This is a genomic window from Syntrophomonas zehnderi OL-4 (assembly GCF_000983115.1).
Lineage (GTDB): Bacteria > Bacillota > Syntrophomonadia > Syntrophomonadales > Syntrophomonadaceae > Syntrophomonas_B > Syntrophomonas_B zehnderi.
Genome location: NZ_CGIH01000027.1, coordinates 140,888 through 166,513, shown reverse-complemented (window position 1 = coordinate 166,513; position 25,626 = coordinate 140,888). Strand labels below are relative to the sequence as shown.

Sequence of the window (25,626 nt, the reverse complement as noted above, 5' to 3'; positions counted from 1 at the left end):
CCGTGGAAAAGGCCTTTTACTATTACCGCCAGGGTTTAGGCCTTGCTTTTTAATTCCTCCAGCACTTCCGGCGGAACATATAGTTCATATTCCTTGCCGGCACGTTTACCGGCGGTTTTTTCAGAATTAGCCAAGCCGGCCGGTTTGGCAGCTTTAGTGCGGGCTTTAAATTCAGCTATCTCTTTGTCTACATCCGCAACTGATCTAATCTCCTTACTCATCCAGTTGTTAAGCACACTATCTATGTATTCCAGCCCGCCGTTTTTGGTGCGCTGACACATGATTTCCCCAGCCTTCATAATCATCTGATGGGAAAAACGCCAGTCATATCTCCACTTGTAGTACACTTTTTTGCGGGCCTCGGCATTCATATCAATACCTGTAAAATTGCCAAACTCCGCAATATCCGGATCAAACTGATTAACGCGCAGGGGGGCATTTTGGTTGGTGTCTACATAGTTTTTAAAGTAGAGTTCCAGACCTTCAACGGTGTTTACCGAATATTCTTTTAAATCCCGGGCAATTCTGGTAATGTCCCGCGGATTATTTATATTTCTCTCAAAAGTCAATTCCAGCATACACAGCAAAAATTCCGGAGTAAAGCCGAAATCATCCAGCCATTTTTGCAGTTCATTTTCCATTTTTACACTAAGCAAGTTACCGCTTTTTTTGGCAATAAAATCAGCTACTCTTTTATAGTGCATACTATTATGCATGGCGGTATTGACATTGTTGTGCAGCGGCAAATTCTTATGTTTTTCTTCTTCCAACAATATTTCCAACTGCTGTATCCTGTCCTCATACTCTTGAATCTGTATTTTTTCAGCTTGTTTATCAGATTGGCTGGAAATAATACGGGGATGATCTCTTAGGATCAGTTGCTGCAGTTTTTCCATCAAGGGTTCCAGATAAACCGTTTTATCAGTAAAACTCTTGGTATCCCCATCTACAACCTCCAACAGTTCCATTTTTGATAAGCGGGTTAGTTTGCGCGACAGTTTTTGGGCGGTTAAATTAGAACAGGCCTGTAACACCTGTCCAGTCCTTACTCCGGATTGAAAAAGCGGTTTGGTTTTCTCAAAGGCATAGATAATAGCGGCTAATATACCGATATCCTCCATATCTATGTCTAATTCTTTGGCATAATATAAAACCGCTCCGGGAAGATGGGCAAAACCCCAGCGCAGTATCTCAATTGAAGCGTATTCCTGTGGCATATTATTCCAGCCTCCAAATGTGAAGTAAACAAATTATATCATTTTTATGATTTATAACAAGTGAGATGAGAAGTAGCTTGTTGGCAAAAAAACTATCTAAAATATAAAAAAGTTTCCTCATTTGCTTTCATACATTTGTAACGTTACGTCATAACATAAAACTGGGTTTGACTGATATCTAAACTTTGTTAAAATCTTGGCAACGCCTTAATAAAGCGCTTTGTTTAAAAAATAAAAAAAATATAGATTTGCAGGGGATATAAAAATGGGAAAGACGATAGAGGCATATCTCTAAAGATTGCCCCATCGTCCTATGTCATTGTGGAAGATTCATTGATTATAATTAAACTATAGGTCCTGCTCCTTGAATCCCGCTTTTGTAAATTATAAATTTGCTTTGATTTGATTTAATTTTTCAATAATCTGGGCATAATCCTGGGTGCGACTGCCTGCCTGGAAAAGTTCATTGAGCTTGGTGCGAACCTGCAGATATAATTCTTCGGCTTTAAGAGCATCGTTGCTTGTTTCTTCTAAAGCGGCGGCAGTGACTATTTCAGGAGCTGAAGCTGTTAATTCATATTCTTCCAACCATCTGGGGATTTCAACCGACATTTTTAATTCCTGCTCGATTAAAGCACCTAAAGTCTTTTGCGGCTGCTCGTCTCCATGTACGAGAAATACTTTGCTGGGCGGAGAATTGAATTTTTTTAGCCAGGCAAACAGACCGGCCTGGTCAGCATGTCCAGAGTATAGATCCATATTGCATATATCGGCTTTGACACTTACCTGTTCACCATGAATAACAACTGTTTTCTCCCCGTCTACTATTCTGCGGCCCAAGGTGCCCTGAGCCTGAAAACCAACTATTAAAATAGTTGCTTCAGGCCGCCACAGATTATGCTTTAAATGATGTTTTATGCGGCCAGCTTCACACATACCACTGGCAGAAATAATGATGGTACCGCCTTCGATCTTGTTTAACTGAACGGATTCTTCCTGGGTACGGGAATATTTAAGATTGGGCAGATACAAAGGATGATTGCCATTTTTGACATGCTGCATAGTCTGGGCATCATACAAGGAGGTATGATTTTTAAATATCTCCGTGGCAGCGATAGCCAGCGGACTGTCAATGTAAATATCTATATCGGGATCAAGATCCCCTTTTAGGTAAAGTTCGTTAAAGTCGTAGATAAGATCCTGGGTTCTTTCTACAGCAAAGGCAGGAATTATAAGATTACCACCCTTTTTCATGGTATCATCTATAATCTGCTTTAGCTTTTCCTGTCGATTAAATACTTCCTTATGGAAACGATCTCCATAGGTAGATTCCATAATTACGTAATCGGCACTTTCAATTGTGGTGGGGTCTTTTACGAAAGCCCGATCAAAATTACCAAGATCGCCGCTGAATACGATTTTAATCTCCTGGCTACCTTCTTTGAGCCATAACTCAACGATAGATGAGCCCAAAATATGACCGGCGTCCCGAAAACGCGCCTTTACTCCGGGAGCCAGTTCAATTATTTCATCATAGTTAATAGGGCGAAATAGTGCCAGACAATTAGTAGCATCTTCAACGGTGTAAATTGGATTCAGCAGCTTTTGCCCGGCTCTGCTGAGCTTACGGTTTTTACGTTTTACCTCTGATTCCTGTATGTAGGCGGAATCGGGGAGCATTACTTCGCACAACTCAGCAGTAGCCGTATTACAAAATATCTGGCCCCTAAAACCGCTATTATATAGTTTGGGTATAAGTCCGGAATGGTCAATATGTGCATGGGTGAGGATTAAAAACTGTAATGACCTAGGGTCAATCTTAAAATCTTGATAGTTCCTTTCCCTAACTTCTTTACTACCTTGAAAGAGACCACAATCGATGGCAAAACGCACTTGGTCGGTTTCAATGACATGAAACGAACCGGTAACGGTTCGCGCCGCGCCTAGGAATTTGATCTTCATTTTTCTTTTGCCCCCATTTGCTACAAATATTATTTATTATACTGCAACTATTGATCTACGTCTTATATTATACAGCAACTATTTTGCGGGCGTCTTTTTTTCTGGCCAGCTTGTTATATCCTTCATAAAATTCAACTATTTCCAGGCGAATAGTAATGTGATTTCCCGATCTGCAGGCCCGATCAATACTATCAAAGCTGATCCTGCCAAATTCTTTCACGATCTCATTGCTGTCCAATTCTTCGATATGTTCACTGTACTTACAGTGAATATGTTCAAATATGCCAAAATATAGCTCTTTAATCTGCAGTACCCTTTTTTGCACCTGATTGATGTCGAATTCATCTCTTTCCACCATATGCAAGAGACTGTGTAAGAGACTGTGAAGAAGTTGATTGTTAAATACAGCCAGCATTACTTCCTTTTTATACTGTTTGCAAAGTTGATAGCGCAGGTAATCCTTTATTTCCTTTTGGGCATTGGGTGCAAGTAAATAATATGCATTCAGAAGTTCTATTTCGTTTGCAGTAATCTCTCCAAACATAGCAAAAACCTCCTTTACTTGATGTTATAGAGGTTCTAGCTAAAGGGTAAAATTCCTTTACAATTATATCGTATAATTATCTGTAAATTCAGTACTTTTCGAGAATTTATAAAAATTCTGGAAGCTATTTGGGAAATAATGACTATTCTATCTGATTAAGGAAATTTTTGATCCGCCGCAGTGCTTCTTCAATATTATTTACACTGGCAGCGTAACAGCACCTTATAAACCCTTCACCGGATTGCCCAAAGGCATTGCCGGGTACTACCGCCACCTGTTCCTTTAATAATAGTTGCTCACAAAAGTCTTCACTGCTTAAGCCGGTACTTTTAATGGATGGAAAACAATAAAAGGCTCCGCGGGGTTCAAAACAGCTTAAACCGATTTCGTTTAGACCTTTATGCATCAGTTTGCGGCGATAATTATAATCAGCTATCATCTTGCGCATTTCAATTTCGCCATTACGCAGAGCTTCAACGGCAGCCTTCTGTGCCATGATCGGCGCGCACATGATGGTATATTGGTGAATCTTGGTCATTGCGGCAATAATATCGGGGTGGCCACAGGCATATCCAATCCTCCAGCCGGTCATAGCAAAAGCTTTAGAAAAACCATTCATTACCAGGGTGCGATCCTTCATCCCCGGCAGGGAAGCTATGGAGACATGCTTTTCAAAATAGGAAAGCTCCCCATAGATTTCATCTGAAATAACGATCAGATCATTTTTAACGATAATGTCGACTAAATCTTCCAAGTCTTGTCTGGTCATTATGCCTCCGGTGGGATTGTTGGGGTAGGGCAAAATCAGCACCTTGCTCCTAGGCGTTATTTTCCCTGCCAGTATCTCCGGACGCAGGCGATACTGGTCAATGTCATACGTTTCCACGGGAACGGGGTTCCCGTAAGCCAATACCGCACCAGGGGCATAGCTGACAAAACACGGTTCAGGTATCAATACCTCATCCCCAGGTTCAAGGAGTGCACGCAAGGCCAGATCGATGGCTTCACTGACACCTACCGTAATCAGAATCTGGTCGGCAGGCGCATATTCCACCCCGATGGTTCTTTGTTCATAGTAAGACACTTCCTCCCTTAATTCCGGCAATCCGGAATTGGAAGTATACATGGTGTAACCCTGCTCCAGGGAATAGAGGCAGGCTTCGATTATATGCCAGGGAGTTACAAAATCAGGTTCGCCAACACCCAGGGATATGACCCCCTCGGTTTGGGATACCAGATCAAAAAATTTGCGGATCCCGGAGGGGGCAATCGATTTTACCGATGCAGACAGATAATCGTTCATATTATTCATGGGCTTACCACCAACCTTTTGTCTTCCTCTCCCTCGTTAAAAATAATATGGTCTTCTTTATAACGTTTAAGAATAAAATGCGTAACCGTGCTTTGTACTTGGTCAATCACCGAAAGCTTGTGTGAGACGAAGCGGGCAACATCTTTTAGGCTATCCCCTTCAACAATTACGGAAAGATCATAGCTGCCGCTCATCAGATAAACTGATTTTACCTCCGGGAACCTATATATCCTTTCGGCAATATTGTTAAACCCTACTTCACGTTCCGGGCTAACCTTGACTTCTATCAAGGCAGTCACGCCATCCCAACCATTTTTCTCCCAGTTAACGATAGCATGGTAACCTAAAATGGTTCTGTTTTTTTCCAATCCGGAAATAATTTCTTGTACTTTCTCCTCGTCCTCATCAATCATAGCGGCAATGGTTTTGGCACTAAGCCGGGCATCACGTTCAATCAGTTTGAGGATTCTTTTTTCCAAATCCATAATTATACCTCCATTTTTAATTAAAAAATTGAATTTTAATTAACGCGGATCACGGTGCCACCTTAATCATGAACGAAGTTCATATCGGTAGTCCCCGCAGGGGGCAACCTTAGTTTAATACTCATAAAACTAATCCGAGAATAAAAACCAAAAGCTCTCATCCCTTAAAAGGGACGAGAGCTGTCTCCCGCGGTACCACCCTGCTTGACATATGTTTAAAACAAATGCCCTACTTAATTTCCAATAACGGCTGGTTCCCGTCCGGCTTAAGGCCCTTAAGGCAGTTCACCGGCATTCACAGGTGGCTTAGGTTATCAATCTGATACCGGGTTTCAGCTTATCCGGCTCTCTGTTATCACATTAATAACTGTCTTCTGATCATCACTTTAAAATGTTTAATTGCCCAATATTTTATCACCAGCTTATATAAGGAGTCAAGTTCCTAAATTTAATCTTTGTTTTACGTTTTTGTTGAACTATTTTTAAAATACGCGCATATGATTTCTTTAGGAATTTACCGGGGGGCGATAAAATTGTTATCAGCAAAGGATTTAACGAGTGAGGAGCAACAGGTAGCATACCGGGTAGATCAGTACTTTAAATCTCCTTCCATGACGATTCATGAGAAGCTTTTTAATGCACTGCTTATTGCTCAACTGGAACTCGATGAAGAAAACTTTAGTAATGAAAATGAAAGGAATAAAATTGTGCAGTTCAAAAACGTCTTAGATGGCCTTCTGCAAAAAATAAAAACTTAAGCCCCCCGTGTTTAATCAACACCTCTTCCAGTTGCAGGTATCACCGGCAACGTTTAAATATTAACATTTACTATTTAAACAAAAGGAATTTCCTGCGCAGCCAAATATATTCTGCCCCATATCCCAGAAGCATAAGTATAACAACCCCGCCCCACAATCCCCTTTCAAGACTCAGTTTTTTCTTCAGGGATGCAATGAGTTGTTCCCTTTCACCGGCAAAATCAAATATACTCTGCTTTTCTTCCTTGATATCCGTCATCTGGCGTATAGTTCTGCCTAATTCATCATTTAGCTTGTAATTCATATCCCAATTCGCCAGACGATCTTTCTTTAGATCCTTTATCCAATCTTCATACATTTTTTCTTTTTGATCTGTCGGCACGTTAAATACAGTATAGGCTGGAATTCCGCGCGAATTGGCCGGCACCTTCAGGTCAGCCAGTTGACAGACCGTGCTGGCCACATCGATTATCATCGAGCCGCTAATGATTGTATTTACTTTTACCCCAGGCCCGGACATGATAAGGGGCACTTGGTGGGAAGGGGAGGAACTCCGGGCAGAGGTAACTATAATAAGGCTTTCTTTGTATACCCCACTGGCCTGCAATTTTTTCAAAAATTCCCCTAGCTCTATATCAAATTTGCGTATCGCAGCATAATAGGACTTTTGATCCTGTCTGAGCAATACATCACTGCAATCATCTACATATATATAATTAAAAAAAGGTTTGGATTTTTGAAAACTGTTATAGGCTTCTTCCAATATCACCTTGCTGCTGGCAGTAAGTTTTATTTTTCTATATCCCTGGTTGCTATAGGCAAAAGACTGTAGCTTTCCGCCAGACCCATCTACTACCAAAATGCTGCGTTTGTTTTTATTTAAAACATCAAAAATTGATTCCACTTCTACAGAATCATTGACTGTATAATGTTTGTGGTCGGTCGGCTCAGCCCCGGTCAACAATGATGTTTCGGCTGATTCCAGCGTATCTGCGCGTACTGCCATGGTGTGGCGATCCAATACACCCTCCCCGGCCAAATAGTTCATGTTTACCGTAGCTGTATCGGCAAAACCTTCCGAATTTAACCCTCCCACACTGATTAAAAAGACGTGTTTGACAGGTGATGTTTCTTCGGCACTTGCTTTTCCGCCAGTTGCCAAAAAACAAGTAAATGTCAAGCACAATACAAACCATACCAGTATATAAGAATAAACCCTGCTCATCTAACCCCCCCTAAACATTCCTTACCCATCTATATTTTTAGAAGAGGTATTTTATACTAGCAGAGCATATAAACATTGCCGAACATTAGTAAGTAAATAGACACGGATCACGAGGATCTTTGCGGTTATTTTATTTTTCAACCAGCCTAGTAGAGACTTTAGCTGCCTGTGGGAAACAGAGTTTCCCCATCCGTATCACGTAACCATTTTCATAGGTGGTTGCCCCTTCAGGTAATACATATGATACCTTGGGGTAACTATTAAGGTTGTATCCTACGGCCATGGGTGTTAAGAAAGGAATTTGTTAACATTTTTAATACTTGCCGCTTTTTAATATTGAATATGTAAGAAACAGACCCAATATCACAGCCGTTATAAAACCGATCTCGACCAAGGGAACCTGGTTGATAAAACCGGATTTGCTTTTATCCAGTATCAAGGCTGAGCCGATTATAATACTGGCTACGATGATAGCAACCGACAAGCGGTTTGACATAATATCCAGCCGGGCTGTTATCCGATTTATATTTTTATGCTGCAGGTTGACCGAAAATTCGCCCTCCTGCATCTGGCGGAGTATATTTTCAAAATCATGGGGAAACTGTTTGAAAATCCGTCCATAATCCAGGGCAATTTCAATGGCGCTGCTGCTTACGTTTTTAGGCGAGTAGCGTTTGAGCATTACTTTGCGGCCATAGGGCTCAGCAATATCAACGATACTAAGCTGCGGATCCAGTTGCATTACCAAGCTTTCAATAGTCATCAGCATTTTAACCATCAGGGAAAGCTCCGGGGGAACCCGCACTTGATAACGGACAGATAACTCCAGTAATTCAGCCAGGGATTCCCCCAACTTGATTTGGGACATAGGCAGACCGTAATACTTCTGCTCCAGGCGAGCTACATCCTGACGCAACTCCTCCCGGTTCACACTTTGGCTGCCGATGGCAATATCCAGCAGCGCCCGGGTTACCCCATTTACGTCATAGCGCATCATACTTATCAAAAGATCTACGCATTTCTCTTTCAATACTTCATCGACCATGCCCATCTGTCCGAAATCATAAAAAACTAATTCTTGCTCCGTAGAAATAGCTAGGTTGCCGGGATGAGGATCAGCATGAAAAAATCCATATTCGAAAATCTGTTTAAAAAGTGCATTAACCAGTTTTTGGGCAATTGTTTTAGTTTCTAGATTCGCTTGGCGCAGAGCAGAAAAATTCGATATTTTGATCCCTTCCACATACTCCATAATTAAAACCCGCTGGGAAGAATGTTGCCAAAAAATCTTAGGTACTTTAATGCTGCGATCATAGCGGAAGTTTTTTCTGAACAGATCCGCATTACGACCCTCTTGTAAAAAATCCAGCTCACTACGTATTGCTTCAGCCAGTTCATCAATCACTTCGGTAATATGGTAGAACTCGCCCCAAGCCGTGTGTTTTTCTAACAAGCCGCTCAGATCCATCAGAATTTCCAGGTCAGTGGCAACTAATTTATCAATGCCAGGTCTTTGCACTTTTACCACCACGTGCTGCCCATCGTTCAGAACAGCTTCGTGAACCTGGGCTATTGACGCGGCAGCTATCGGTATCTCATTAAAGGACTTAAAATCTCTATTAATTTCCAGACCACTGTCGCCGATAACCTTTAAAACCTCAGAAAAAGCAAACGGCGGTACACTATTTTGAAGTTTTTCCAACTCGAAAATGTATTCCGCCGACAGCAGATCGGGTCGGATACTAAGTAATTGACCCAGTTTGACATAGGTTGGCCCCAGTTCCTCCAACGCCATCCGCAAACGCTGCGGACGGGTAAAACGGTTGGCTTTATCCTCCCGCATCTGCTTGGTATTCCAAAATCCAAAGATATAGCGTAAGCTGACCTTGTCAAACAAAAAACCAAATCCATGCTTGATCATTACATTTGCTACTTCACGGTATCTGGATATGTGATTTAACTGCGTCAATGGACTTTTAAGATGCAAATTGATCTCCTCCGTATTTGCAAAGGTTCAAGGATTTTCCTTGAACCTTTGGGCTGGCTGCTGGTTAGCCCTGGCTGGCTTGGTTTAGTTTTTCCTCCAATTCATTGATGCGGGCTTCAAGGTTTTCTATCTGGGTTTTGGTTGTAGAATAATCTGGACTCCATTTGTCCATCTCTTCCCTAACCATAACCCGAAGTTGATCCCGCTGTTCTTCACCCCTTTGAATCAGATCCTCCATCGTTCTTTTAGCTTCTTCCCGATTCATTTCTCCGCGCTCCACCATTTCATCCATGGTTTTTTCAATCTTCTCTTTGGTCAGACTAAAGGTTCCCAAACCCAGGTTAATCATTCTATCAAAAATATTCATTTTTACCCCTCCTTAAAAATTTTTGTCTGCTCCCAGCATAACATATAGTTCAGCAACCATATAGTTATAATTGCCAATTTACCAAGATTCCATAAGCCCCGCCCAAATCTTTTATCCAATTCGTTAAAACACCGTGTAAACAGGCCACCAGGAAGGGTTGCGGCAATCCTTCACACTCACTATTGATTTCTGCTGGCCCAGGGTTTATAATCATACTTGCGACATGGGCCATTAGCTCAATCAGGCAGAGCAGCTGACTCTTAATCAGAAGGTTACAGGTTCGATTCCTGTATGGCCCACCATAATAAGCAAATAACCACGCAGGTTGCGTGGTTTTTGTTTTTCTGCATTTTTTTAAGCGGGTGGCAAAGGTTTTTTCTAAATAACAAAAACCAGGTAATTTCGCCGTATACCTAAGCAGGTCAAGAGTGTCAGAAGAACTGTCCCTTTGACACTTTACCCTGGTAACACCTTTACATAAAATGTGCGTTGACGGGGGCCATCGAATTCACAAAAGTATATGCCCTGCCAGGTTCCTAATACCAGACGGCCAGCGGTTACGGGGAGCAGCTGGGATGCACCTATGGTACTGGCTTTTAAATGGGCGGCCGAATTTCCTTCTTGGTGGCGGTCCTTTTGATGTTTTAAGGGATACATTTCATCTAATCTCATTAAAATGTCGTGGGTAACGTCTGCATCAGCATTCTCGTTTATGGTAATTGCCGCAGTGGTATGCGGACAGTAGACCAAAACCATACCTTCTGTTATGCTATTATTGTTAAGTATCTCTTGAATTTCTGATGTAATATCAATCATTTGGGCATGATGATGGGTCTGAAGCTTGATTTTATAAAGCATTAAATACCTCCGTTATTCTGTAAAGACTGCCTCTTCCCCATATTTTACATTATTGAATTCAGAAAACAATTATGATATTCTTTTTACAATTAATCACATTAGCGGTCAAAGATGTTTATTCGGCTCGTTTCTTTGAGGATCGGCTTACTGGGGTGGGTAGCCTGCAATCAGGTTATCCGCTTTTTATTCAGTTTTTTTGGAGGTGATTTTATGCAAGATAAGGAACTTGTTATACGTAAAATAGAATAGATTATTATAACGCTGAATCTCAAAGGAGAACGGGGGAACCATTTTTGGGGTGAATCCGATTTATCGGTAGGGCTATCCCTTAGCCCGAATCCGTCAGCTAACCTCGTAAGCGGGAAAGGGAACCAGGGACATTAATGCCGACAGGGGCATTACCCTCCGTACCTTTTCGAATGTTGTGCTTCCAAATAAAACGTTTATCAGCTAAGGAGGGATACCATGAGGGAATACCCAGAAAGGAGTCTTTCTATTGTCGACTCTGTATTAAGAAGTGAAGAACTGGCCAGTGATACTCAAGAATATATGGCTGCAGCTGCGCAAATAGAGACTGGTTTTAGCAATTACGAATATACGCAAATTATTAAAAAGCGGCTGCTGGGCGTATTAAATGGTACCGAAAGTGATTGGAACAATTGGAAATGGCAAATGCAAAACCGGATTTGTGATGCAGATACTTTAAGCAGTATTATTGATCTTGGCGCAACCCAAAAGCATCAGATCGAGAAAACCGCCAAAACCTATCGTTGGGCCATTTCGCCCTATTATCTAAGCCTTATAACTAAAAACCATACCGATAATCCCATTTTCAAAATGGGGGTTCCCGACATTAGGGAACTTGTGCCTGGCGGCATTCCTGATCCAATGGATGAGGAACACACTTCCCCGGCACCGCTTATAACCAGACGTTATCCTGACAGATTGATAATAAATGCTACCAATCAATGTGCCATGTATTGCCGACATTGTCAGCGACGCCGAAATATTGGTGAAACTGATAAAAATGCCGGCCGTGAAGATATACAAGCTGCCCTGACTTATATAGCTTCCCATCCGGAAATAAGAGATGTATTAATCACGGGCGGAGATGCTCTGCTCCTTAGCGATAAAACCTTGGAGTGGATTTTGGCGGAATTATATGATCTGCCTCATGTGGAAATAGTTCGAATCGGCACCAGGGTTCCGGTAACGCTGCCCCAGCGAATTACCCCGGCCTTATGTGAAATACTGGCTGCTTATCCGCCGATATATATTAACACCCAATTCAATCATCCGTTGGAGATTACACCTGATTCGAAACTTGCCTGTGATCGTTTAGTCAACGCTGGGGTGGTGCTTGGTAATCAAGCCGTATTGTTACGGGATATTAATGATGATGCACACACCATGAGAAAACTTAACCATGAGCTTTTAAAAATCAGGGTGCGGCCTTACTATATATTCCATGCCAAAAATGTAATCGGCACCAATCATTGGCAAACCGATCTCCAAACCGGCCTTGATATAATGAACAGTTTGCGCGGACATACTTCCGGATTAGCCAATCCAACTTATATATATAATGCCCCGGGTGGTCTCGGTAAAATTCCGGTAATGCCAAATTATATGATGAACCGCCAAGGCAATACCACCTACTTGAGAACCTGGGAAAACAAGATCGTCAAGGTTTGCGATATCGATTATTAAGGGAAGCTATAGTATCCCCCTGCCAGTACAGATAATCGTGTTTTATTGCCTGCCTGATAAGGGGTTTTACGGCGGCAACCTTAATTACGAACTTCGTTCATAACTAAGGTTGCTGCGTTATACACGTTTAATAAAATCAAATACCGGCTCTGCAGTAAAAACGCAGAGCCGGTATTTGTTTTTCTGTATAAACTCTTTAGGGCTAATCTAGTACACGGTAACTTTAACGGAGCGCATCCCCCAATTATGAGCTTCGGCTTTACTATCGAAAAACAGATCAATGCGATTGCCCTTAATTGCTCCGCCCTGATCAGCAGCAATAGCCTCGCCATAACCCTCAACGTAAAGTTTACTGCCCATTGGTATTACCCGCGGATCGACTGCTACTATTCCCCTTGCCAAAGGCAATCCAATGTAGGAAGGTGCCCCGGCATACGGCCAGTTTTCCTCTGGTGCGTCCGTATATCCGGTAGCAACCATAGTAATTACTCTACCCCCACCGCGGGATACTGTAGGGCTGGATTTAGCCTTGCTTTTATCTGCAACGGCCGTGGGGGGTACAGTGGCAGATTCCTGGGATTCAGATGAATTGGAGAGAGGAGGCAGCATATCCAAGGCTTTTTTAAGGGCTTCATCGATTTGACCATTAACGGTCAGCTTGTGGTCTTTTTGAAATCTTATCAAAGCATTATAAGTTCTGGGCCCAAAAAGCCCGTTGGCTTCGCCGCACCAGTAATCTTTGCTGTTGAGGGCCGCTTGCAGTTGTTCTACTTCCTGTCCCTGGGCTCCCAAAGCAATGTTATCAGCAGCCAAAACCTTTCGCTCCGTACTTAAAATAAAACCGGTAACCAATAGTGCCATTACAAATAGCAGGGCAAATGTCTTCTTTATAATATACATCCTTAACTCCTTTCTAAGCTGATTACTACTGCAATGCTTGGATAAGCAGTTTAGCAGGTAGTTAATGCGTTTAGTCTAACGGAAATAAAACTAAACCTCAAACCGTCTCACGCTTTCTCAGCCTGAACATATCTTTGTCTATAAAAATGAAAGCTTTGATATGGTAAGATGCTAACAAATCTTCTTCTATTCTCTGCAAAGAGAAAATTAACCAAGGGATATCTTTAATATATCCCCTGTTTTCTCTCTATTAATGATAATTTTGCAAATAAAAAAGCCTCCCATACGGAAAGCCTTTTGTCTATTTGTATATTTATTTCAAGTGGAGCCATGTAATTCCCAACCGACATGCCTTACCTGCCGGAATTAGAACTAGGTCTTATACTTGATCAGAATCGAACATGTAAAGTATATACTGGTTCTTCTTCCAGCACATACTATTTGGCTAGTTCTTCTGCCAGTGCCTTGCTTTTTTCTGAAAGTGCCATGGCAATGTTAGCAGCATCTTTGTTTTTACCCAGAATCAACGTTGAAGCAAGTTCAGCAAAAATACGTCTCAGATCCATAAAAAGTTTGGTTGCCATAATACTACACCCCCAAATTCAAGCCAATATATTCTGAGTCAAGTCAAGGTAGCTAGTATTTATTAGATTATATACAACTTTAAAGATTTTTTTAAGTATAAATTTATTTTTTATGCAAATTCTTTTTCATGAAAGAATTCCTAAAACCAGACAGATAAATGGAATAATGTGGAGCTGTTCAACTCATTTACAATCCCTATAATTAGGGGAGTTTTACCAATATTTCAGCGACTATGTTTTCTATATCTGCAGATTGATATTCTTCTATTCTTCCCTGGTCTAAAAGGGTATTTAAATTGGCATCCCAAGGCAGTCCCCCCAGGTAATCGATGCCGGAATCCTGTGCTACCTTGGCACCCTGAGATTTCCCAAAAAGTTCGAGTTTTTCATTACAATGCGAACAGATAGCATAGCTCATATTTTCTACTAATCCCAAAATAGGGATATCCATTTTCCGTGCCATTTTGATCGCCTTTTTTACTACCATGAAAGCCAAATCCTGAGGCGAAGATACAATTACAATACCACTGACCGGCAAGGTTTGCAGAACGGTTAAAGGTACATCCCCAGTACCTGGAGGCATATCAACCACCATATAATCCAAATCGCGCCAATCCGTTTCTCCCCAAAACTGTTTGACAGCCCCTGCCAGCATTGGCCCCCTCCAGATTACAGGATCATCTTCATTGGGCAGGAAAAAATTAATGGATATTATTTTAATTCCGTTGGAACTTTCAAGCGGAATTATTCCATATTCATTGGCCATAAGGCCTTGCTCCTTGCTGATTCCAAAGGCTTTAGGCTGGCTGGGACCAGTGATATCCGCATCCAGAACCCCCACCTTTTTTCCGGCGCGGGCCAAAGCACTAGCAATCAAAGCGGTTACCGAAGATTTGCCCACGCCACCTTTACCGCTCATAACCACAATTACGTTGCGGATATCGTTCAAAGCACCTAAAAGAGCCTGGGTGGCTTCTGAACCTGAACATTCGTTTGGGTCTACAGAACATCCTGCCTGGGATGGACAAGTATTACATTTTTCCGACATTTTACTACCCCTTTCTAATTTAACAACTATTAATAAATTTTAGAACTTACCTCGCCAGATTGCAATCAATCTACAGCTCCACCCATCATAACCATGGGCCACTAATTATTATTCGCCTCAACCATAAGTCTGCCCAGGTTTTTCTTAAAACGAATGTCATCCTGCGCTTGTCTCTTGCGGGGATTTGTAATGCGTTTTCCGGCCTGGCGCGCTTTTTGGTGAACATAACGCTGGCTCAGCAACCCGTCAATATTATCCAGGCTGTATATCTGGCCCTGAGGATGAATACAATGGGCATTTTTGGCTAAAACCAAAGCTGCCAATCCATAGTCCTGGGTTACAATGATATCCCCCTTTTGGGTAAGGTTGGCAATAGTAATATCAGCAGATTGGGACGAACCATCTACGATGACCACTCGCGCGTAATTACTCCTAATCATATGATGATAATTAGATACCATAATAAGTTCAAGCCCTGCGCCGGCAGCCATTTCCTCAATAATGCCCTTAACTGGACAGGCATCTGCGTCAACAATAATCTTCAATAGTATATCTCCTTTTTTAGCTTGGGTTTCTGCCATTGTATGGCTTTAAACTATATAATATGGATAAAAGCATTGTACACTGTATATAGTTCCACAATTTTCATGTATTATTATTCTATAGTATTTGTGAAAGCCTATCTATATTTTTGCCGTATTATTGGTACGGAACAGGGAGGATAATTGTCTTGCCTACGGACGAAATGCTGGCGGCGAAAACTCTTAACGGCGAAATTGCGGCTTTTGAAGAGTTGCTGAATCGTTATAAAAAATCAGTTTTCGCAATTATATTTAGAATGATTGGTAACTACCACGAAGCTGAAGATATTACTCAGGAGGTTTTTGTTACCGTCTATCATAAAATGTATCAGTTTGACCAAAGTAAAAAATTCGGCCCCTGGATTCATCGAATTGCAGTAAATACCTGCATAAGTTCTATGCGTAAAAATAACAAAGTCGTCCTTATTAATTTCGATGAGAGTTTTACGCCTTATTACGAACCTGACCCCAGGGCAAATCGAACCGATCCCCAGCAGGTCTTGGAAAACCAAGAACTAAGGAGAGAAATTGAGGAGGCCCTGTTAGAACTGCCGGAGAGCTATCGAACTATTATTATTCTGCGCTACCAGTTGGATCTTACTAATCAAGAGATTGCTGACATACTGGGAATAAGTCGGGAAAACGTGGAAGTAAAAGTCCATCGTGCCCGCAAAGCGCTACGCAAAACCATACTCAAACACTGGGATGAAAGGGGGCAAAAATATGAACTGCCGGCTTTGTAAACAACATATGTACAGCTATTTTGACAGTGAGATTTCTGCCCAGGAAAAACAGGATATTGACCGCCATATAGCCAGGTGCTCGTCCTGCCGCTTCCAGTATGAACTAACCCGCCAGGAAAATCTAATTCTGCAGGATGTCAGTCATATACCCGACCTATCCCCTGATTTTGATCAGCGGGTATTAAACGCCATTAAAATACAACCCGTATTGCCGCCCGAAGAAAAGATGCTGTCTAAGCCCTCCCTAAGCAGACGTTATAACCTGCCGCTTTTTGCCAGGGCTGCCGCTGCAGTAGTATTGCTGGCATTATGTATCTCCATTCCCGGGATACTGCTGCCCGGTCAGGAGAAAATAGAGGAAAAATCTGACCGGATCATTGCAGAATCTAAATGCCAGCTCAAGTTACCGGCTGGTTCTGCAGATTTCTCTGCGAATACGGTTGCGGTGAGTGAAACCAACCAAAAAGACGCTGGGATGGTCGTCAATACAGCAGCCCAAATTAAAGCCCCGCTTCCGGACGAACAGGATTTAAGGTTAAGCGTTAATCCGGCGCCTGACACAGCTTTGCTTGTCAGCAGTGTCGTACCGCCCAAAAGCTTCGATGTAGGGCGCGGTGAACGCAAAATAGCTTCATATGCCCCACCCAGCTGGTCACTGAAAAATATTCCCGCTCAATATCAATTGCAATACATTACCAATGCGAACGAATATCAGTCGGAGTATAATTACTTGACTGCAGATGGAACCAGAAAGCTGACGGTTAAAATAGTGTCTGTTTCGGCTCAAAACAAAAAAGAGAGCATATCAAGTCTTAAGACTCCGCCCCCGGATTCTTTATCTGCGCAACTTGAGGCTCCTGCCAGCGTCAGCCGTGAAACTCAAATCGGCAATAATATAATCAATCTGACCTTGTCCGGAAATCTAGGCTACGAGGAGTTGACCCAAATTGCCAGCCATATTGAAATAATTCCGGGTCATTAAACAGGATTCTCAAAATAAAAGACCGGAACTTGCCCTCATCCAGGACACAGTTCCGGTCTTTATTCTACTCTTTTTACCATAATTAAGCGCTCGTGGTCGTCACCAAAAAATACTGGCTTTATATGGCTGGACAATAATAATTGAGCGCCGGGCCGATATTAAGGTTAACGCGCAATCGGAGTCTTTGCTAAATATGATTGCATTCCTCATAATGAGAGAATTCCATCGAAAAACCTGCCCTGCCTTGGCTGGCTGAACGCAGGCTGGTTGAATAACCAAACATCTCTGCCAAAGGCACATAACTCCTAATCACCTGCGTACTGCCCTGCATATCCATGGAATCCATTCGGCCCCGGCGATTGCTGATATTACTGATTATACCGCCGGTATATTCTTCCGGTGAAGTTATTTCCACACGCATAATGGGTTCTAACATCTTAGGACCGGCTTTTTTCAGACAGTCTCTTGTACACTGCATGGCAGCTATACGGAATGCCATTTCGGATGAATCCACTTCATGATAGGAGCCATCCAATAAAGTTGCCCTAACATTAACAACCGGGTGGCCTTGCAGGACGCCTTCCTCCAGGGCTTGTTTTACTCCAGCTTCTACGGCCGGGATATATTCACGGGGAACTGCCCCGCCTACGATCTTATTAACAAATTCAAACCCTTCCCCCGGTTCTATTTTAAGCACCACATGAGCAAACTGCCCCTTGCCGCCGGTTTGTTTGACATAGCGCGTGTTTTGCTCGGCTGCTTTGGTGATAGTCTCTTTATAAGCTACCTGGGGCTGCCCAATATTAATATCAATTTTAAATTCCTTGGCCAGACGTTCGCTGATGACTTCTAGGTGAAGCTCACCCATTCCGGATAACAGGGTTTGACCAGTTTCGCTGTTATAAGTAATTCTAAAGGTTGGATCTTCAGCAGATATCTTAGCCAAGGCTTCAGATATTTTATTCTGATCAGATTGGGTTCGGGGTTCAATCGCTATCTGAATAACCGGTTCCGGAAAATCAATCGATTCCAGCAGCACCGGGTGGTCTTCATCGCAAATGGTATCTCCTGTGCCAACTTCCTTAAGGCCTATAAAGGCCACAATGTCACCAGCCGTCACTTTTTGAATTTCTTCCCGATGATTGGCATGCATTTTTACCAGACGACCAATGCGTTCCTTCTTGTTTTTGGAGCTGTTTAAGACATAATTGCCTGCCGCAATTGAGCCTGAATAGACCCTGGCAAAGGCCAGCTTGCCAACATGACGATCACTCACAATTTTAAAAACCAGGGCAGAGAAGAATTCCGGAGCATCTCCCCGGATTATAATGTCTTCATCCGTATTAAGATCCAATGCTTTGGTTGGTTCAATATCCAGTGGTGACGGCAGGTATTGCACGATACCATCCAACAGCATCTGTACCCCTATGTTGCGATAGGAACTACCACATATTACCGGGACGACACTGCCATTTATGGTGTCTTTCCTGATCTCAGCCAATAGCAGGGATTCAGGTATGGGGGCTTCATCATAGTAGAGTTCCATCAACTTTTCGCTGTCTTCCGCCAATTTTTCCAGTAAAACCAAACGCCACTTTTCTGCTTCAGCCAGGTAATCAGCGGGTATATCCGTCTGCACGATCTGATCGCCCATGCTGCCTGTGAAACTCTCATATTTCATGCTTATCAGATCAATGATGCCGGTAAAATTATCGTCATTAAAAACGGGCAGGGTTAAAATCAGCGGCTGAGCCCCCAGGCGGTTTTTTATCTGATCTACCACCTTGAAAAAATCCGCACCCACCGCATCCATTTTATTGATATAGGCTATACGGGGCACATTATATTTGTCTGCCTGTCTCCAGACCGTTTCGGATTGAGGTTCGACTCCGCCTTTGCCGCAAAATATAACGACCGCTCCATCAAGTATGCGCAGGCTTCTTTCCACCTCAGCCGTAAAATCAACGTGACCTGGAGTATCGATAATGTTTATGCTGCAGTCCTTCCATATACACTTGATAGCCGCGGAAGAAACGGTAATCCCTCGCTCCTTTTCCACATCCAGAAAATCCATAACACTTTCGCCATCGTGTGTCTCGCCGACCTTATGGGTCAGTCCGGTATAATATAAAATCCTTTCCGTAGTGGTTGTCTTGCCGGCATCAATATGGGCAATAATACCTATGTTTCTCAAACTACTCAGCATGGAATGCTTCACTCCTCTTGTCAGATAAAAAAGTAAACGGCATTACTAAAAAATAGTAGTGCCGATAAACATTGGCCGTATTTTTTTCGCACCTGATGATAAATCATATTACATAATCATTCCCTTGTCAAATAAAAAATAAAAACGGGAACAGAACCTCAAATTCGGCTGTTCCCGCATTCGTTATTTATAATTCGCCTGGGCGGCTATTTGTTATGAAATTCCGGGGTACGTTTTTCAAAGAATGCCCTAATTCCTTCCTTCTGATCTTCTGTCCCACAACAATAGGTAGATTGAACTTCTTCAAACAACAAGCTAGCCGCCACACTGCTTTCATTGGCCAGATTAATGCCTTTTTTAGCAAACCGCATGGCTGCAGGCGGCAGGCCGGCCATCTTCTGAGCCATCTTCATTGCCCGGGAGTTCAGTTCATCCTTGGGCACAACTATTTCCACCAAGCCGATTCTTAATGCTTCTGCGGCATCGATTTCATCACATCCCATAATCAATCGCTTGGCCTGACCGATCCCGACCAGATGGGTCAATCGGGTAGTGCCTCCCATGTCTGGAGCAAGACCGAATTTTACCTCGGGAATAGAAAAACGTGCATTATCGGCTGCAATCCGAATATCACACCCCAGTATTAATTCGGTTGCTGAACCGTAACATATACCCTGCACAGCAGCGATAACCGGAATTGGAAATTCCTGCCAGCGCCCATACAATCTTTGCAGCCAAGGCAGATGCTCCATTATCCACTGGGAAGTAGCGGGTAGGAGGAAATTCAGGTCAACACCGGCTGAATAATGATCGCCTTCGGCATTTATTACGATTGCCCGCAGGGTTTTATCCTCTGCGATAATCTCCTGAATTTCGTATAATTCTCTGAAGAAGGGTTCACCTGCTACTAAATTGAAGCCTTTAGGATTACATAAGGTTACAATGCCAATATTATCTTCCTTAACATAATTAAAGTATTTTCCGTAGCTCATTATTAAACCTCCATCCATTTATTTTTCCGCTAACATCTACTTGTAATATACCGACACAGTTAAATAATGTCAAATTGCTCTCCCGGCATTTAACCTGTCCTAACATAGGAGTATGCGCGACTAATATGTGCGACCGGAACATACTATTTAATCAAGGGGGACAGCGCCTTAAAATCTGCAGTCCCGGCCTCTTTTAACAAATCAAAGACAACTGTTTCTGTACTGGTTATTACCGCTCCCAGATCTCGCATCAGCTCAATTCCGTTTTGATAGTTGGCGGGAAAACGTGAACACACCGCATCTTGCACTACATGAACCTGATAACCTTCTGCAACCATATCCCTTACAGTCTGATATACGCACACATGGGTTTCACTGCCGGTAATGATCAGGGTCTTACGCTTTAATCCGGCCAATTTAGCCTGTAAGGCTTCACAGACGGAAAAGGAAGTCTTTTCAATATACTCATAATCCTTTAGATGTTCTTTAATCTCTGCTACAGTAGAACCCAGCCCCCGAGGGTACTGCTCCGAGACGATTACCGGAATATTTAATTGCTGGGCTGTTTGAAGTAATATACCGGTATTCTTATATACTTTTTCCTTATCCGGCATGGCGTTCATCAGTCTATCCTGTAAATCGATTACTACTAAAACGGCATCTTCCTTGTTTAACCTATATTTTGACACGGATAAACCTCCTTCTTCGTTTTTAAGTATTCTATCATTATTTTCAATACTTATGTGAGGTTTATGGAAAAAATCAAACCCCTTGTTTACTTTACTGTGATAAAATATTGTTGCGAGGAAAAATAAGGGAAGATAATCGTCTGCTTGCTAACGGGTTTAAAGTGAAATCTGCAGCATTACTCTGCGGGTAAATTCCGCTTTATCCTAGTCTACTAACAATTGGGAGTGGTATTTTGCGCAAAACAACTTCGGTGGTCGCCTTGATAGCTCTGATCCTGACCGGGTCGCTGATCTATTATTATTTGACTCAAAAAGAAAACCAATCCCCCTCCACAGTTGTCCATCAACCGGTAAAAGATAAAGAGACCATTACTTTGCTGGCAACCGGAGACATATTGATGCACAATACCGTAATAGCTTCAGGTGATATGGGAGAAAGCTATCAATTCGACCACCTTTTTGCTCCCATAAAAAGCCTGGTCAGCCAAGCTGACTATTCCATCATTAACCTGGAATCAGCCCTGGCTGGTCCGGAAACAGGATATACAGGTTACCCTACCTTTAACTCACCGGACAGTCTCGCTCAAAGCATTAAAGAGGCCGGCTTTGACTTAGTAACGACAGCCAACAACCATATTCTGGATCGAGGTCTTAGCGGGGCGATGCGCACCATGGATGTCCTTAATCAAAACGGACTTGACACAATCGGCACCTATCGATCCCAAGCTGAAAAAGATGCGTATTTGATCAAAGATATTAGGGGTATAAAAATCGGATTTTTGGCCTATGGTTATGATACTAACGGTATACCCCTCCCTCAAGACAAACCCTATTTTTATAATTTGATTGATCCGGATAAAATCCTTGAAGATATTTCCACCCTGCGCCCACAGGTAGATGTTTTAGTTTTGCTTTTGCACTGGGGTGTGGAATACAGTCCCTATCCAACCGCTCAGCAAGAAAAGCTGGCCCAGCAGTTTCTGGCTCAGGGAGTAGACGCTATAATAGGCGGACATCCCCACGTTATCCAACCGGCTCACATCATTAACATATCCGGTCAAAAAAAATTTGTTATTTATTCCATGGGAAACTGTATCGGTAACCAAAGAGGTGTGGAGCGTAATAGCGGCGTTGTGATTAAACTGGCTTATACCAAGGATTTCGAAAGCGGGAAAACTATTCTGACAGGCTACCATTATACACCAACCTACTCGCATACTTATAATCAAAACGGCCGCCAGAAATTCCGGGTAATTCCCATTCCCGAAACGATTGCAGCTATCCGGGCCGGGAGTGAACCTTACCTTAAGACCGACAGCATACCTTGGCTGGAACAGATAGCCACCAACTGTCAAGAACAGATGGAAGTTGGGCCGCTTAAATAATTTTTTCCCTATAAAATGAGTAAATGAGCAGATGGATCTGCTCATTTAGTTTTATTGTCCGCAATTATCAGTTCACCAGTTGACAAAACCGTTGCCTGACAGTTTCGGGGACATTTATATGAGGGTGGGCATATCAAAACGTCTAAAAACTACTGAAAAAGTACTGCCATTCTGGTTTGATTTAATATCAATGGTCGCTTTATGCCGAGCCGCGATACTGTTACAAATAGACAAACCCAGTCCCGTCCCTTGGTCTTTAGTCGTAAAAAACGGAATGCCGATCTTTTCCAGATTATTATCATCGATGCCATGTCCCTGATCCTCAATAGACAGGATTATGTTTTGCTCATCGGCCGTGGTGCGAATCGTTAGACAGCCCCCCGGCCCCATGGATTCCAAGCCGTTGCGGGTCAAGTTAAGAACCAACTGGCGGATTTCCTTGGCATCGATATACAGGCTGGGGATTTCCCCTAATTCCAGGATAACCCGCTGGTCGGATTTAATTGCATCAACCACTATAAGTGGATAGATGGCTTCTATTAATTTATTCAAGTCTTGGTTGGCAAAAAATACTGTCTTTTCTTTAGCTAAAGATAAATATTCGGAAATAATAGCATTGGCCGAATCGAGTTCTTCAATCATTAAATCGAAATACTCTTTTAAATTGGCATGTTCGTCATTATCACCCAACACCTGCAAAAATCCCCTCACCGTGGTCATGGGATTTCTGATTTCATGGGCAACACTGGCAGCCATTTCCCCTACCATCCGCAGTTGATCCAAACGAGCCAGTTCCCCTTCTACCTTTTTGTTCTCACTGACATCATGGCTGCTGAGAATTACCCCACCGATCCGGCCATCATCATCACAGAATAGATTACCGACCGTATTCAGAAACAGATAGGTTCCATCGGCACATCGAAAACGAAAATCCGTTTTCTTGAAGGAACGGGTTTTCAAACCTGCGGTAATATAGTTCATCATCAAATTGATATCATCCGGGTGGAGCAGATTAAATATAGACGTGTTATAAAGCTCTTCCGGTTCATAACCAAGTATCGTTTTACAGGAAGGACTCACATATTCGTAAACCCCTTCAATATTTACCTGACTGATTATCTCCACCATATTGTCGGTGAGGCGCCTAAGGCAGGCATTGCTTCTTTTTAAAGCGAGTTCAGTTTTTTTCTGCTCGGTGATATCCTGTATCTGAAACAAGGAACCCAGTTTATCCCCTGGCTTGTAATTTAAAGGGCTGATAAAACAGTTCAGGTAGCGCACACCGGACTTGGTTGTCGCAACCAAACCATTGAGCAGATCATAATCAAACTCCTGCTCAAAATGAAGCGTCTCGCCTCTTTTAAGCTTCTCCTTGGCTTCTTTGGGAACGTCAATATTCGCCAGAGTTAATTTTTCCATATCCTCAATATTTTTGATTCCTATTATTTCGCGGCAGGCCCGGTTCATTTCCACCAAAGCCCCATTATAGTCATAAATGGCCATGCCAAAAGGAGACTGGGTAAATATCCTTTTAAAGCGTTCTTCGCTCAAGCGCAAGGCTTCTTGGTCTGATTTGCGTCGGGGATCATTTGCCTTGGTGTCGGTACATTCGGAAAAATCTTCTCCACCAAAAAATGTATTATTTTGGAAAGTTTCCCGGGTGCGTTCCCTGTTTGAATATGACCATTTTAAATTATAACATTGCTCCCTGCTAATACCCGCCAGGTGTAAATCCAGAGGTGCCAGATCGCCGTCAACAATAAACTGTAAATTCTCAATTGCTTCCGTACGCTCAAAACTAGGGAAAACCTGAGGGTAATATTGAAAACTGCCCTTGGTATCTCGGCAAAAAATCGGAGCAGGGATATTATCAATATAGTCCCGGCAAAAAAACATCTGCTCTTCTAATTGGTTTTCCTGGAACAACCGCATACTTTCCTTTTTGTTGAACCATTCCTGCAACTGGTAATCAGCATTATTTCCATGCTGGGTTTCAGTGGGCAGATAACTAATATTCAAATGTATTTTCCCGTTATGAATGATTACTGGATGAGCAGCCACTATCCTCCTAATGGTTCGCGCATCAAAATTTCTTTGATTATACTGACAGAGCAGAATACAACTATAGGTGGAAATGATATCCCGGTTTAAATGTTCTTCATAAAGAAAGACATCTTCGTAGGTTAACTGTTTTGTGATGGCCCAGCTCAAATCATCACTTATCCGCAAACAGTTAAAGCCTTCCTGTAAAGCCTTCTGGCATTCCTGTTTATACAAATCCAGCACTTTGTTAAAGTCCAGCTGATCTACATTATTATGAAATAAAACCGCACTGTCCAGCATCAGCAATTGACCGGCAGCCTCATATAACTCAATTTGCAAACCATCCCCTAAGAGCATGGAGCGAACTGAATCCAGACTGTCTCTGTCACCTATATATAAGCACTTCTCGTTGTTTTTTAATCCGATGACTATATACGGTATTATAACGTTTTCTAATTCTTCCTGGTTTTTGTGGATTAGACACAGATGGTCTTTGGGCTGAATCCTGGTTAACGCTTCATCTGATAAATCCAGATTACCTGATAACATTGCAGCTCCCCACCTATTTGTTCGTCATAAAATTTGAGAAATTTTTACTCGATTATATTGTACTACATATTTCGATTCTTTTATACATTTTATATAGGTATTTTGAATTACCGCATTCATATAATACTTGTTTAAATAAAAGCTGCTCGACATCCAACTTTACATCCTTAGCTTTGACTGTGTTTTTGGGGTTTTGATTTTAATTTGTAGGAGCACCGTCCAGGCAAATGCAGCCTTTGCCAGAATCAAGCAGAAAGGCTGCATTTACTTTGTCTATTGAGGGGGGATTTTTATTTTTGTTGTCAGCCGCGGGAATAACTATACGTAGCATATATAAATATGATATAATACTTCATGCTGTGGGGACGTGGCTCAGCTGGGAGAGCACCTCGTTCGCAACGAGGGGGTCGTGGGTTCGAATCCCATCGTCTCCACCAAATACCCTGCCTTCCAAGAAGCAGGAGGACTTTTGGGGGCTTCCTGACTTAAATGAGATATT

21 protein-coding genes, 2 tRNA genes, 2 pseudogenes and 1 riboswitch are annotated in these 25,626 nt (G+C 42.4%); of the genes and pseudogenes, 7 read left to right on the top strand and 18 right to left on the bottom strand.

The window, feature by feature from the left end; translation table 11 throughout:
- Positions 1–35: 35 nt before the first annotated feature.
- The 5 genes from AAV90_RS08120 to AAV90_RS08100 all read right to left on the bottom strand — a co-directional run bounded on the left by AAV90_RS08120 (position 36) and on the right by AAV90_RS08100 (position 5,520).
- Complete coding sequence (locus AAV90_RS08120; RefSeq protein ID WP_046497519.1) at positions 36–1,217, bottom strand: DnaD domain-containing protein; 1,182 nt, start codon at positions 1,215–1,217, stop codon at positions 36–38.
- A gap of 384 nt (positions 1,218–1,601) precedes the next feature.
- On the bottom strand, positions 1,602–3,179 hold the full coding sequence (locus AAV90_RS08115) for an MBL fold metallo-hydrolase RNA specificity domain-containing protein (RefSeq protein ID WP_046497517.1): 1,578 nt from the start codon (positions 3,177–3,179) through the stop codon (positions 1,602–1,604).
- A 67-nt stretch (positions 3,180–3,246) separates the two neighbouring features.
- The gene (locus tag AAV90_RS08110; RefSeq protein ID WP_046497516.1) at positions 3,247–3,723 is read right to left on the bottom strand and encodes a hypothetical protein; all 477 of its coding nucleotides are present in this window, start codon (positions 3,721–3,723) and stop codon (positions 3,247–3,249) included.
- 142 nt (positions 3,724–3,865) lie between these two features.
- The gene (locus tag AAV90_RS08105; protein ID WP_046497514.1) at positions 3,866–5,035 is read right to left on the bottom strand and encodes an aminotransferase class I/II-fold pyridoxal phosphate-dependent enzyme; all 1,170 of its coding nucleotides are present in this window, start codon (positions 5,033–5,035) and stop codon (positions 3,866–3,868) included.
- Entirely contained in the window at positions 5,032–5,520 is a 489-nt protein-coding gene (locus AAV90_RS08100; protein ID WP_046497512.1) for an Lrp/AsnC family transcriptional regulator, read from the bottom strand. The genes AAV90_RS08105 and AAV90_RS08100 overlap by 4 nt, the downstream gene beginning before the upstream one ends.
- 533 nt (positions 5,521–6,053) lie before the next feature.
- Between AAV90_RS08100 and AAV90_RS08095 the strand changes: the two genes are divergently transcribed.
- Positions 6,054–6,278 (top strand): hypothetical protein, encoded by a 225-nt coding sequence (locus tag AAV90_RS08095; RefSeq protein WP_157609517.1) that lies wholly within the window; start codon positions 6,054–6,056, stop codon positions 6,276–6,278.
- A gap of 70 nt (positions 6,279–6,348) precedes the next feature.
- On the opposite strand, the gene AAV90_RS08090 is transcribed toward AAV90_RS08095, so the two are convergent.
- From AAV90_RS08090 to AAV90_RS08080, 3 genes are all read right to left on the bottom strand, one after another.
- Complete coding sequence (locus tag AAV90_RS08090) at positions 6,349–7,503, bottom strand: alkaline phosphatase family protein (RefSeq protein WP_046497509.1); 1,155 nt, start codon at positions 7,501–7,503, stop codon at positions 6,349–6,351.
- Positions 7,504–7,816: 313 nt separating this feature from the next.
- Positions 7,817–9,472, bottom strand: a complete 1,656-nt coding sequence (locus tag AAV90_RS08085; protein WP_242847513.1) for an ABC1 kinase family protein — start codon at positions 9,470–9,472, stop codon at positions 7,817–7,819.
- Positions 9,473–9,554: 82 nt separating this feature from the next.
- Positions 9,555–9,857 carry a phasin family protein gene (locus AAV90_RS08080; RefSeq protein WP_046497507.1) on the bottom strand — a complete coding sequence of 101 codons (303 nt, stop codon included), beginning with the start codon at positions 9,855–9,857 and terminating at the stop codon, positions 9,555–9,557.
- Between the two features lie 225 nt (positions 9,858–10,082).
- Between AAV90_RS08080 and AAV90_RS08075 the strand changes: the two genes are divergently transcribed.
- Positions 10,083–10,159, top strand: a tRNA-Lys gene (locus tag AAV90_RS08075).
- 154 nt (positions 10,160–10,313) lie between these two features.
- On the opposite strand, the gene AAV90_RS08070 is transcribed toward AAV90_RS08075, so the two are convergent.
- Positions 10,314–10,715 carry a secondary thiamine-phosphate synthase enzyme YjbQ gene (locus tag AAV90_RS08070; protein ID WP_046497505.1) on the bottom strand — a complete coding sequence of 134 codons (402 nt, stop codon included), beginning with the start codon at positions 10,713–10,715 and terminating at the stop codon, positions 10,314–10,316.
- 249 nt (positions 10,716–10,964) lie between these two features.
- A riboswitch (cyclic di-AMP (ydaO/yuaA leader) is annotated at positions 10,965–11,091 on the top strand.
- 89 nt (positions 11,092–11,180) lie between these two features.
- Here AAV90_RS08070 and AAV90_RS08065 point away from each other — a divergent pair.
- On the top strand, positions 11,181–12,425 hold the full coding sequence (locus AAV90_RS08065) for a KamA family radical SAM protein (RefSeq protein WP_046497502.1): 1,245 nt from the start codon (positions 11,181–11,183) through the stop codon (positions 12,423–12,425).
- A gap of 207 nt (positions 12,426–12,632) precedes the next feature.
- Here the strand turns inward: AAV90_RS08065 and AAV90_RS15405 are convergent.
- From AAV90_RS15405 to AAV90_RS08050, 5 genes and pseudogenes are all read right to left on the bottom strand, one after another.
- Positions 12,633–12,812: pseudogene (locus AAV90_RS15405) on the bottom strand (3D domain-containing protein); the annotation flags it as partial.
- Positions 12,813–13,049: 237 nt separating this feature from the next.
- Positions 13,050–13,286 (bottom strand): annotated as a pseudogene (locus AAV90_RS15400) (peptidoglycan-binding domain-containing protein); the annotation flags it as partial.
- A 476-nt stretch (positions 13,287–13,762) separates the two neighbouring features.
- Positions 13,763–13,909 carry a hypothetical protein gene (locus tag AAV90_RS14910; RefSeq protein WP_157609516.1) on the bottom strand — a complete coding sequence of 49 codons (147 nt, stop codon included), beginning with the start codon at positions 13,907–13,909 and terminating at the stop codon, positions 13,763–13,765.
- Between the two features lie 202 nt (positions 13,910–14,111).
- Positions 14,112–14,957, bottom strand: coding sequence for an Mrp/NBP35 family ATP-binding protein (locus tag AAV90_RS08055; RefSeq protein WP_046497500.1), 846 nt, complete (start codon positions 14,955–14,957; stop codon positions 14,112–14,114).
- A 101-nt stretch (positions 14,958–15,058) separates the two neighbouring features.
- Positions 15,059–15,502 carry a YaiI/YqxD family protein gene (locus AAV90_RS08050; RefSeq protein WP_046497498.1) on the bottom strand — a complete coding sequence of 148 codons (444 nt, stop codon included), beginning with the start codon at positions 15,500–15,502 and terminating at the stop codon, positions 15,059–15,061.
- A 185-nt stretch (positions 15,503–15,687) separates the two neighbouring features.
- Between AAV90_RS08050 and AAV90_RS08045 the strand changes: the two genes are divergently transcribed.
- Together AAV90_RS08045 and AAV90_RS08040 are read left to right on the top strand one after the other, a co-directional pair.
- Positions 15,688–16,281: an RNA polymerase sigma factor gene (locus AAV90_RS08045; RefSeq protein ID WP_046497496.1), complete on the top strand. Its 594-nt coding sequence runs from the start codon at positions 15,688–15,690 to the stop codon at positions 16,279–16,281.
- Complete coding sequence (locus AAV90_RS08040) at positions 16,262–17,263, top strand: anti-sigma factor family protein (RefSeq protein WP_046497494.1); 1,002 nt, start codon at positions 16,262–16,264, stop codon at positions 17,261–17,263. Before AAV90_RS08045 ends, AAV90_RS08040 begins: the two co-directional genes overlap by 20 nt.
- 187 nt (positions 17,264–17,450) lie before the next feature.
- Here AAV90_RS08040 and fusA read toward each other — a convergent pair whose 3' ends face one another.
- From fusA to AAV90_RS08025, 3 genes are all read right to left on the bottom strand, one after another.
- Complete coding sequence (gene fusA, locus AAV90_RS08035) at positions 17,451–19,469, bottom strand: elongation factor G (RefSeq protein WP_046497492.1); 2,019 nt, start codon at positions 19,467–19,469, stop codon at positions 17,451–17,453.
- Positions 19,470–19,675: 206 nt separating this feature from the next.
- The gene (locus AAV90_RS08030; protein WP_046497490.1) at positions 19,676–20,461 is read right to left on the bottom strand and encodes an enoyl-CoA hydratase/isomerase family protein; all 786 of its coding nucleotides are present in this window, start codon (positions 20,459–20,461) and stop codon (positions 19,676–19,678) included.
- 143 nt (positions 20,462–20,604) lie between these two features.
- On the bottom strand, positions 20,605–21,150 hold the full coding sequence (locus AAV90_RS08025; RefSeq protein WP_046497488.1) for a hydrolase: 546 nt from the start codon (positions 21,148–21,150) through the stop codon (positions 20,605–20,607).
- Positions 21,151–21,383: 233 nt separating this feature from the next.
- Here AAV90_RS08025 and AAV90_RS08020 point away from each other — a divergent pair, with 233 nt between their 5' ends.
- Positions 21,384–22,535 carry a CapA family protein gene (locus AAV90_RS08020; protein ID WP_157609515.1) on the top strand — a complete coding sequence of 384 codons (1,152 nt, stop codon included), beginning with the start codon at positions 21,384–21,386 and terminating at the stop codon, positions 22,533–22,535.
- Between the two features lie 114 nt (positions 22,536–22,649).
- On the opposite strand, the gene AAV90_RS14105 is transcribed toward AAV90_RS08020, so the two are convergent.
- A complete protein-coding gene (locus tag AAV90_RS14105) occupies positions 22,650–25,127 on the bottom strand; it encodes an MEDS domain-containing protein (RefSeq protein WP_052729680.1) in 2,478 nt (825 codons plus the stop codon).
- A 361-nt stretch (positions 25,128–25,488) separates the two neighbouring features.
- Between AAV90_RS14105 and AAV90_RS08010 the strand changes: the two genes are divergently transcribed.
- Positions 25,489–25,564: transfer RNA gene (locus AAV90_RS08010), tRNA-Ala, on the top strand.
- The last annotated feature ends 62 nt before the right edge of the window (positions 25,565–25,626 follow it).

Excerpts from the sequence above, each read along its gene's own strand:
- AAV90_RS08070 (WP_046497505.1), bottom strand. The coding sequence starts at position 10,715 with ATGCTTTATAAAATCAAGCTTCAGACCCATCATCATGCCCAAATGATT.
- AAV90_RS08055 (WP_046497500.1), bottom strand. The coding sequence starts at position 14,957 with ATGTCGGAAAAATGTAATACTTGTCCATCCCAGGCAGGATGTTCTGTA.
- AAV90_RS14105 (WP_052729680.1), bottom strand. The coding sequence starts at position 25,127 with ATGTTATCAGGTAATCTGGATTTATCAGATGAAGCGTTAACCAGGATT.
- AAV90_RS08120 (WP_046497519.1), bottom strand. The coding sequence starts at position 1,217 with ATGCCACAGGAATACGCTTCAATTGAGATACTGCGCTGGGGTTTTGCC.
- AAV90_RS08030 (WP_046497490.1), bottom strand. The coding sequence starts at position 20,461 with ATGAGCTACGGAAAATACTTTAATTATGTTAAGGAAGATAATATTGGC.
- AAV90_RS08065 (WP_046497502.1), top strand. The coding sequence starts at position 11,181 with ATGAGGGAATACCCAGAAAGGAGTCTTTCTATTGTCGACTCTGTATTA.
- AAV90_RS08105 (WP_046497514.1), bottom strand. The coding sequence starts at position 5,035 with ATGAATAATATGAACGATTATCTGTCTGCATCGGTAAAATCGATTGCC.
- AAV90_RS08115 (WP_046497517.1), bottom strand. The coding sequence starts at position 3,179 with ATGAAGATCAAATTCCTAGGCGCGGCGCGAACCGTTACCGGTTCGTTT.
- AAV90_RS08110 (WP_046497516.1), bottom strand. The coding sequence starts at position 3,723 with ATGTTTGGAGAGATTACTGCAAACGAAATAGAACTTCTGAATGCATAT.
- AAV90_RS08100 (WP_046497512.1), bottom strand. The coding sequence starts at position 5,520 with ATGGATTTGGAAAAAAGAATCCTCAAACTGATTGAACGTGATGCCCGG.
- AAV90_RS08080 (WP_046497507.1), bottom strand. The coding sequence starts at position 9,857 with ATGAATATTTTTGATAGAATGATTAACCTGGGTTTGGGAACCTTTAGT.
- AAV90_RS14910 (WP_157609516.1), bottom strand. The coding sequence starts at position 13,909 with ATGGCAACCAAACTTTTTATGGATCTGAGACGTATTTTTGCTGAACTT.
- fusA (WP_046497492.1), bottom strand. The coding sequence starts at position 19,469 with ATGCTGAGTAGTTTGAGAAACATAGGTATTATTGCCCATATTGATGCC.
- AAV90_RS08040 (WP_046497494.1), top strand. The coding sequence starts at position 16,262 with ATGAACTGCCGGCTTTGTAAACAACATATGTACAGCTATTTTGACAGT.
- AAV90_RS08090 (WP_046497509.1), bottom strand. The coding sequence starts at position 7,503 with ATGAGCAGGGTTTATTCTTATATACTGGTATGGTTTGTATTGTGCTTG.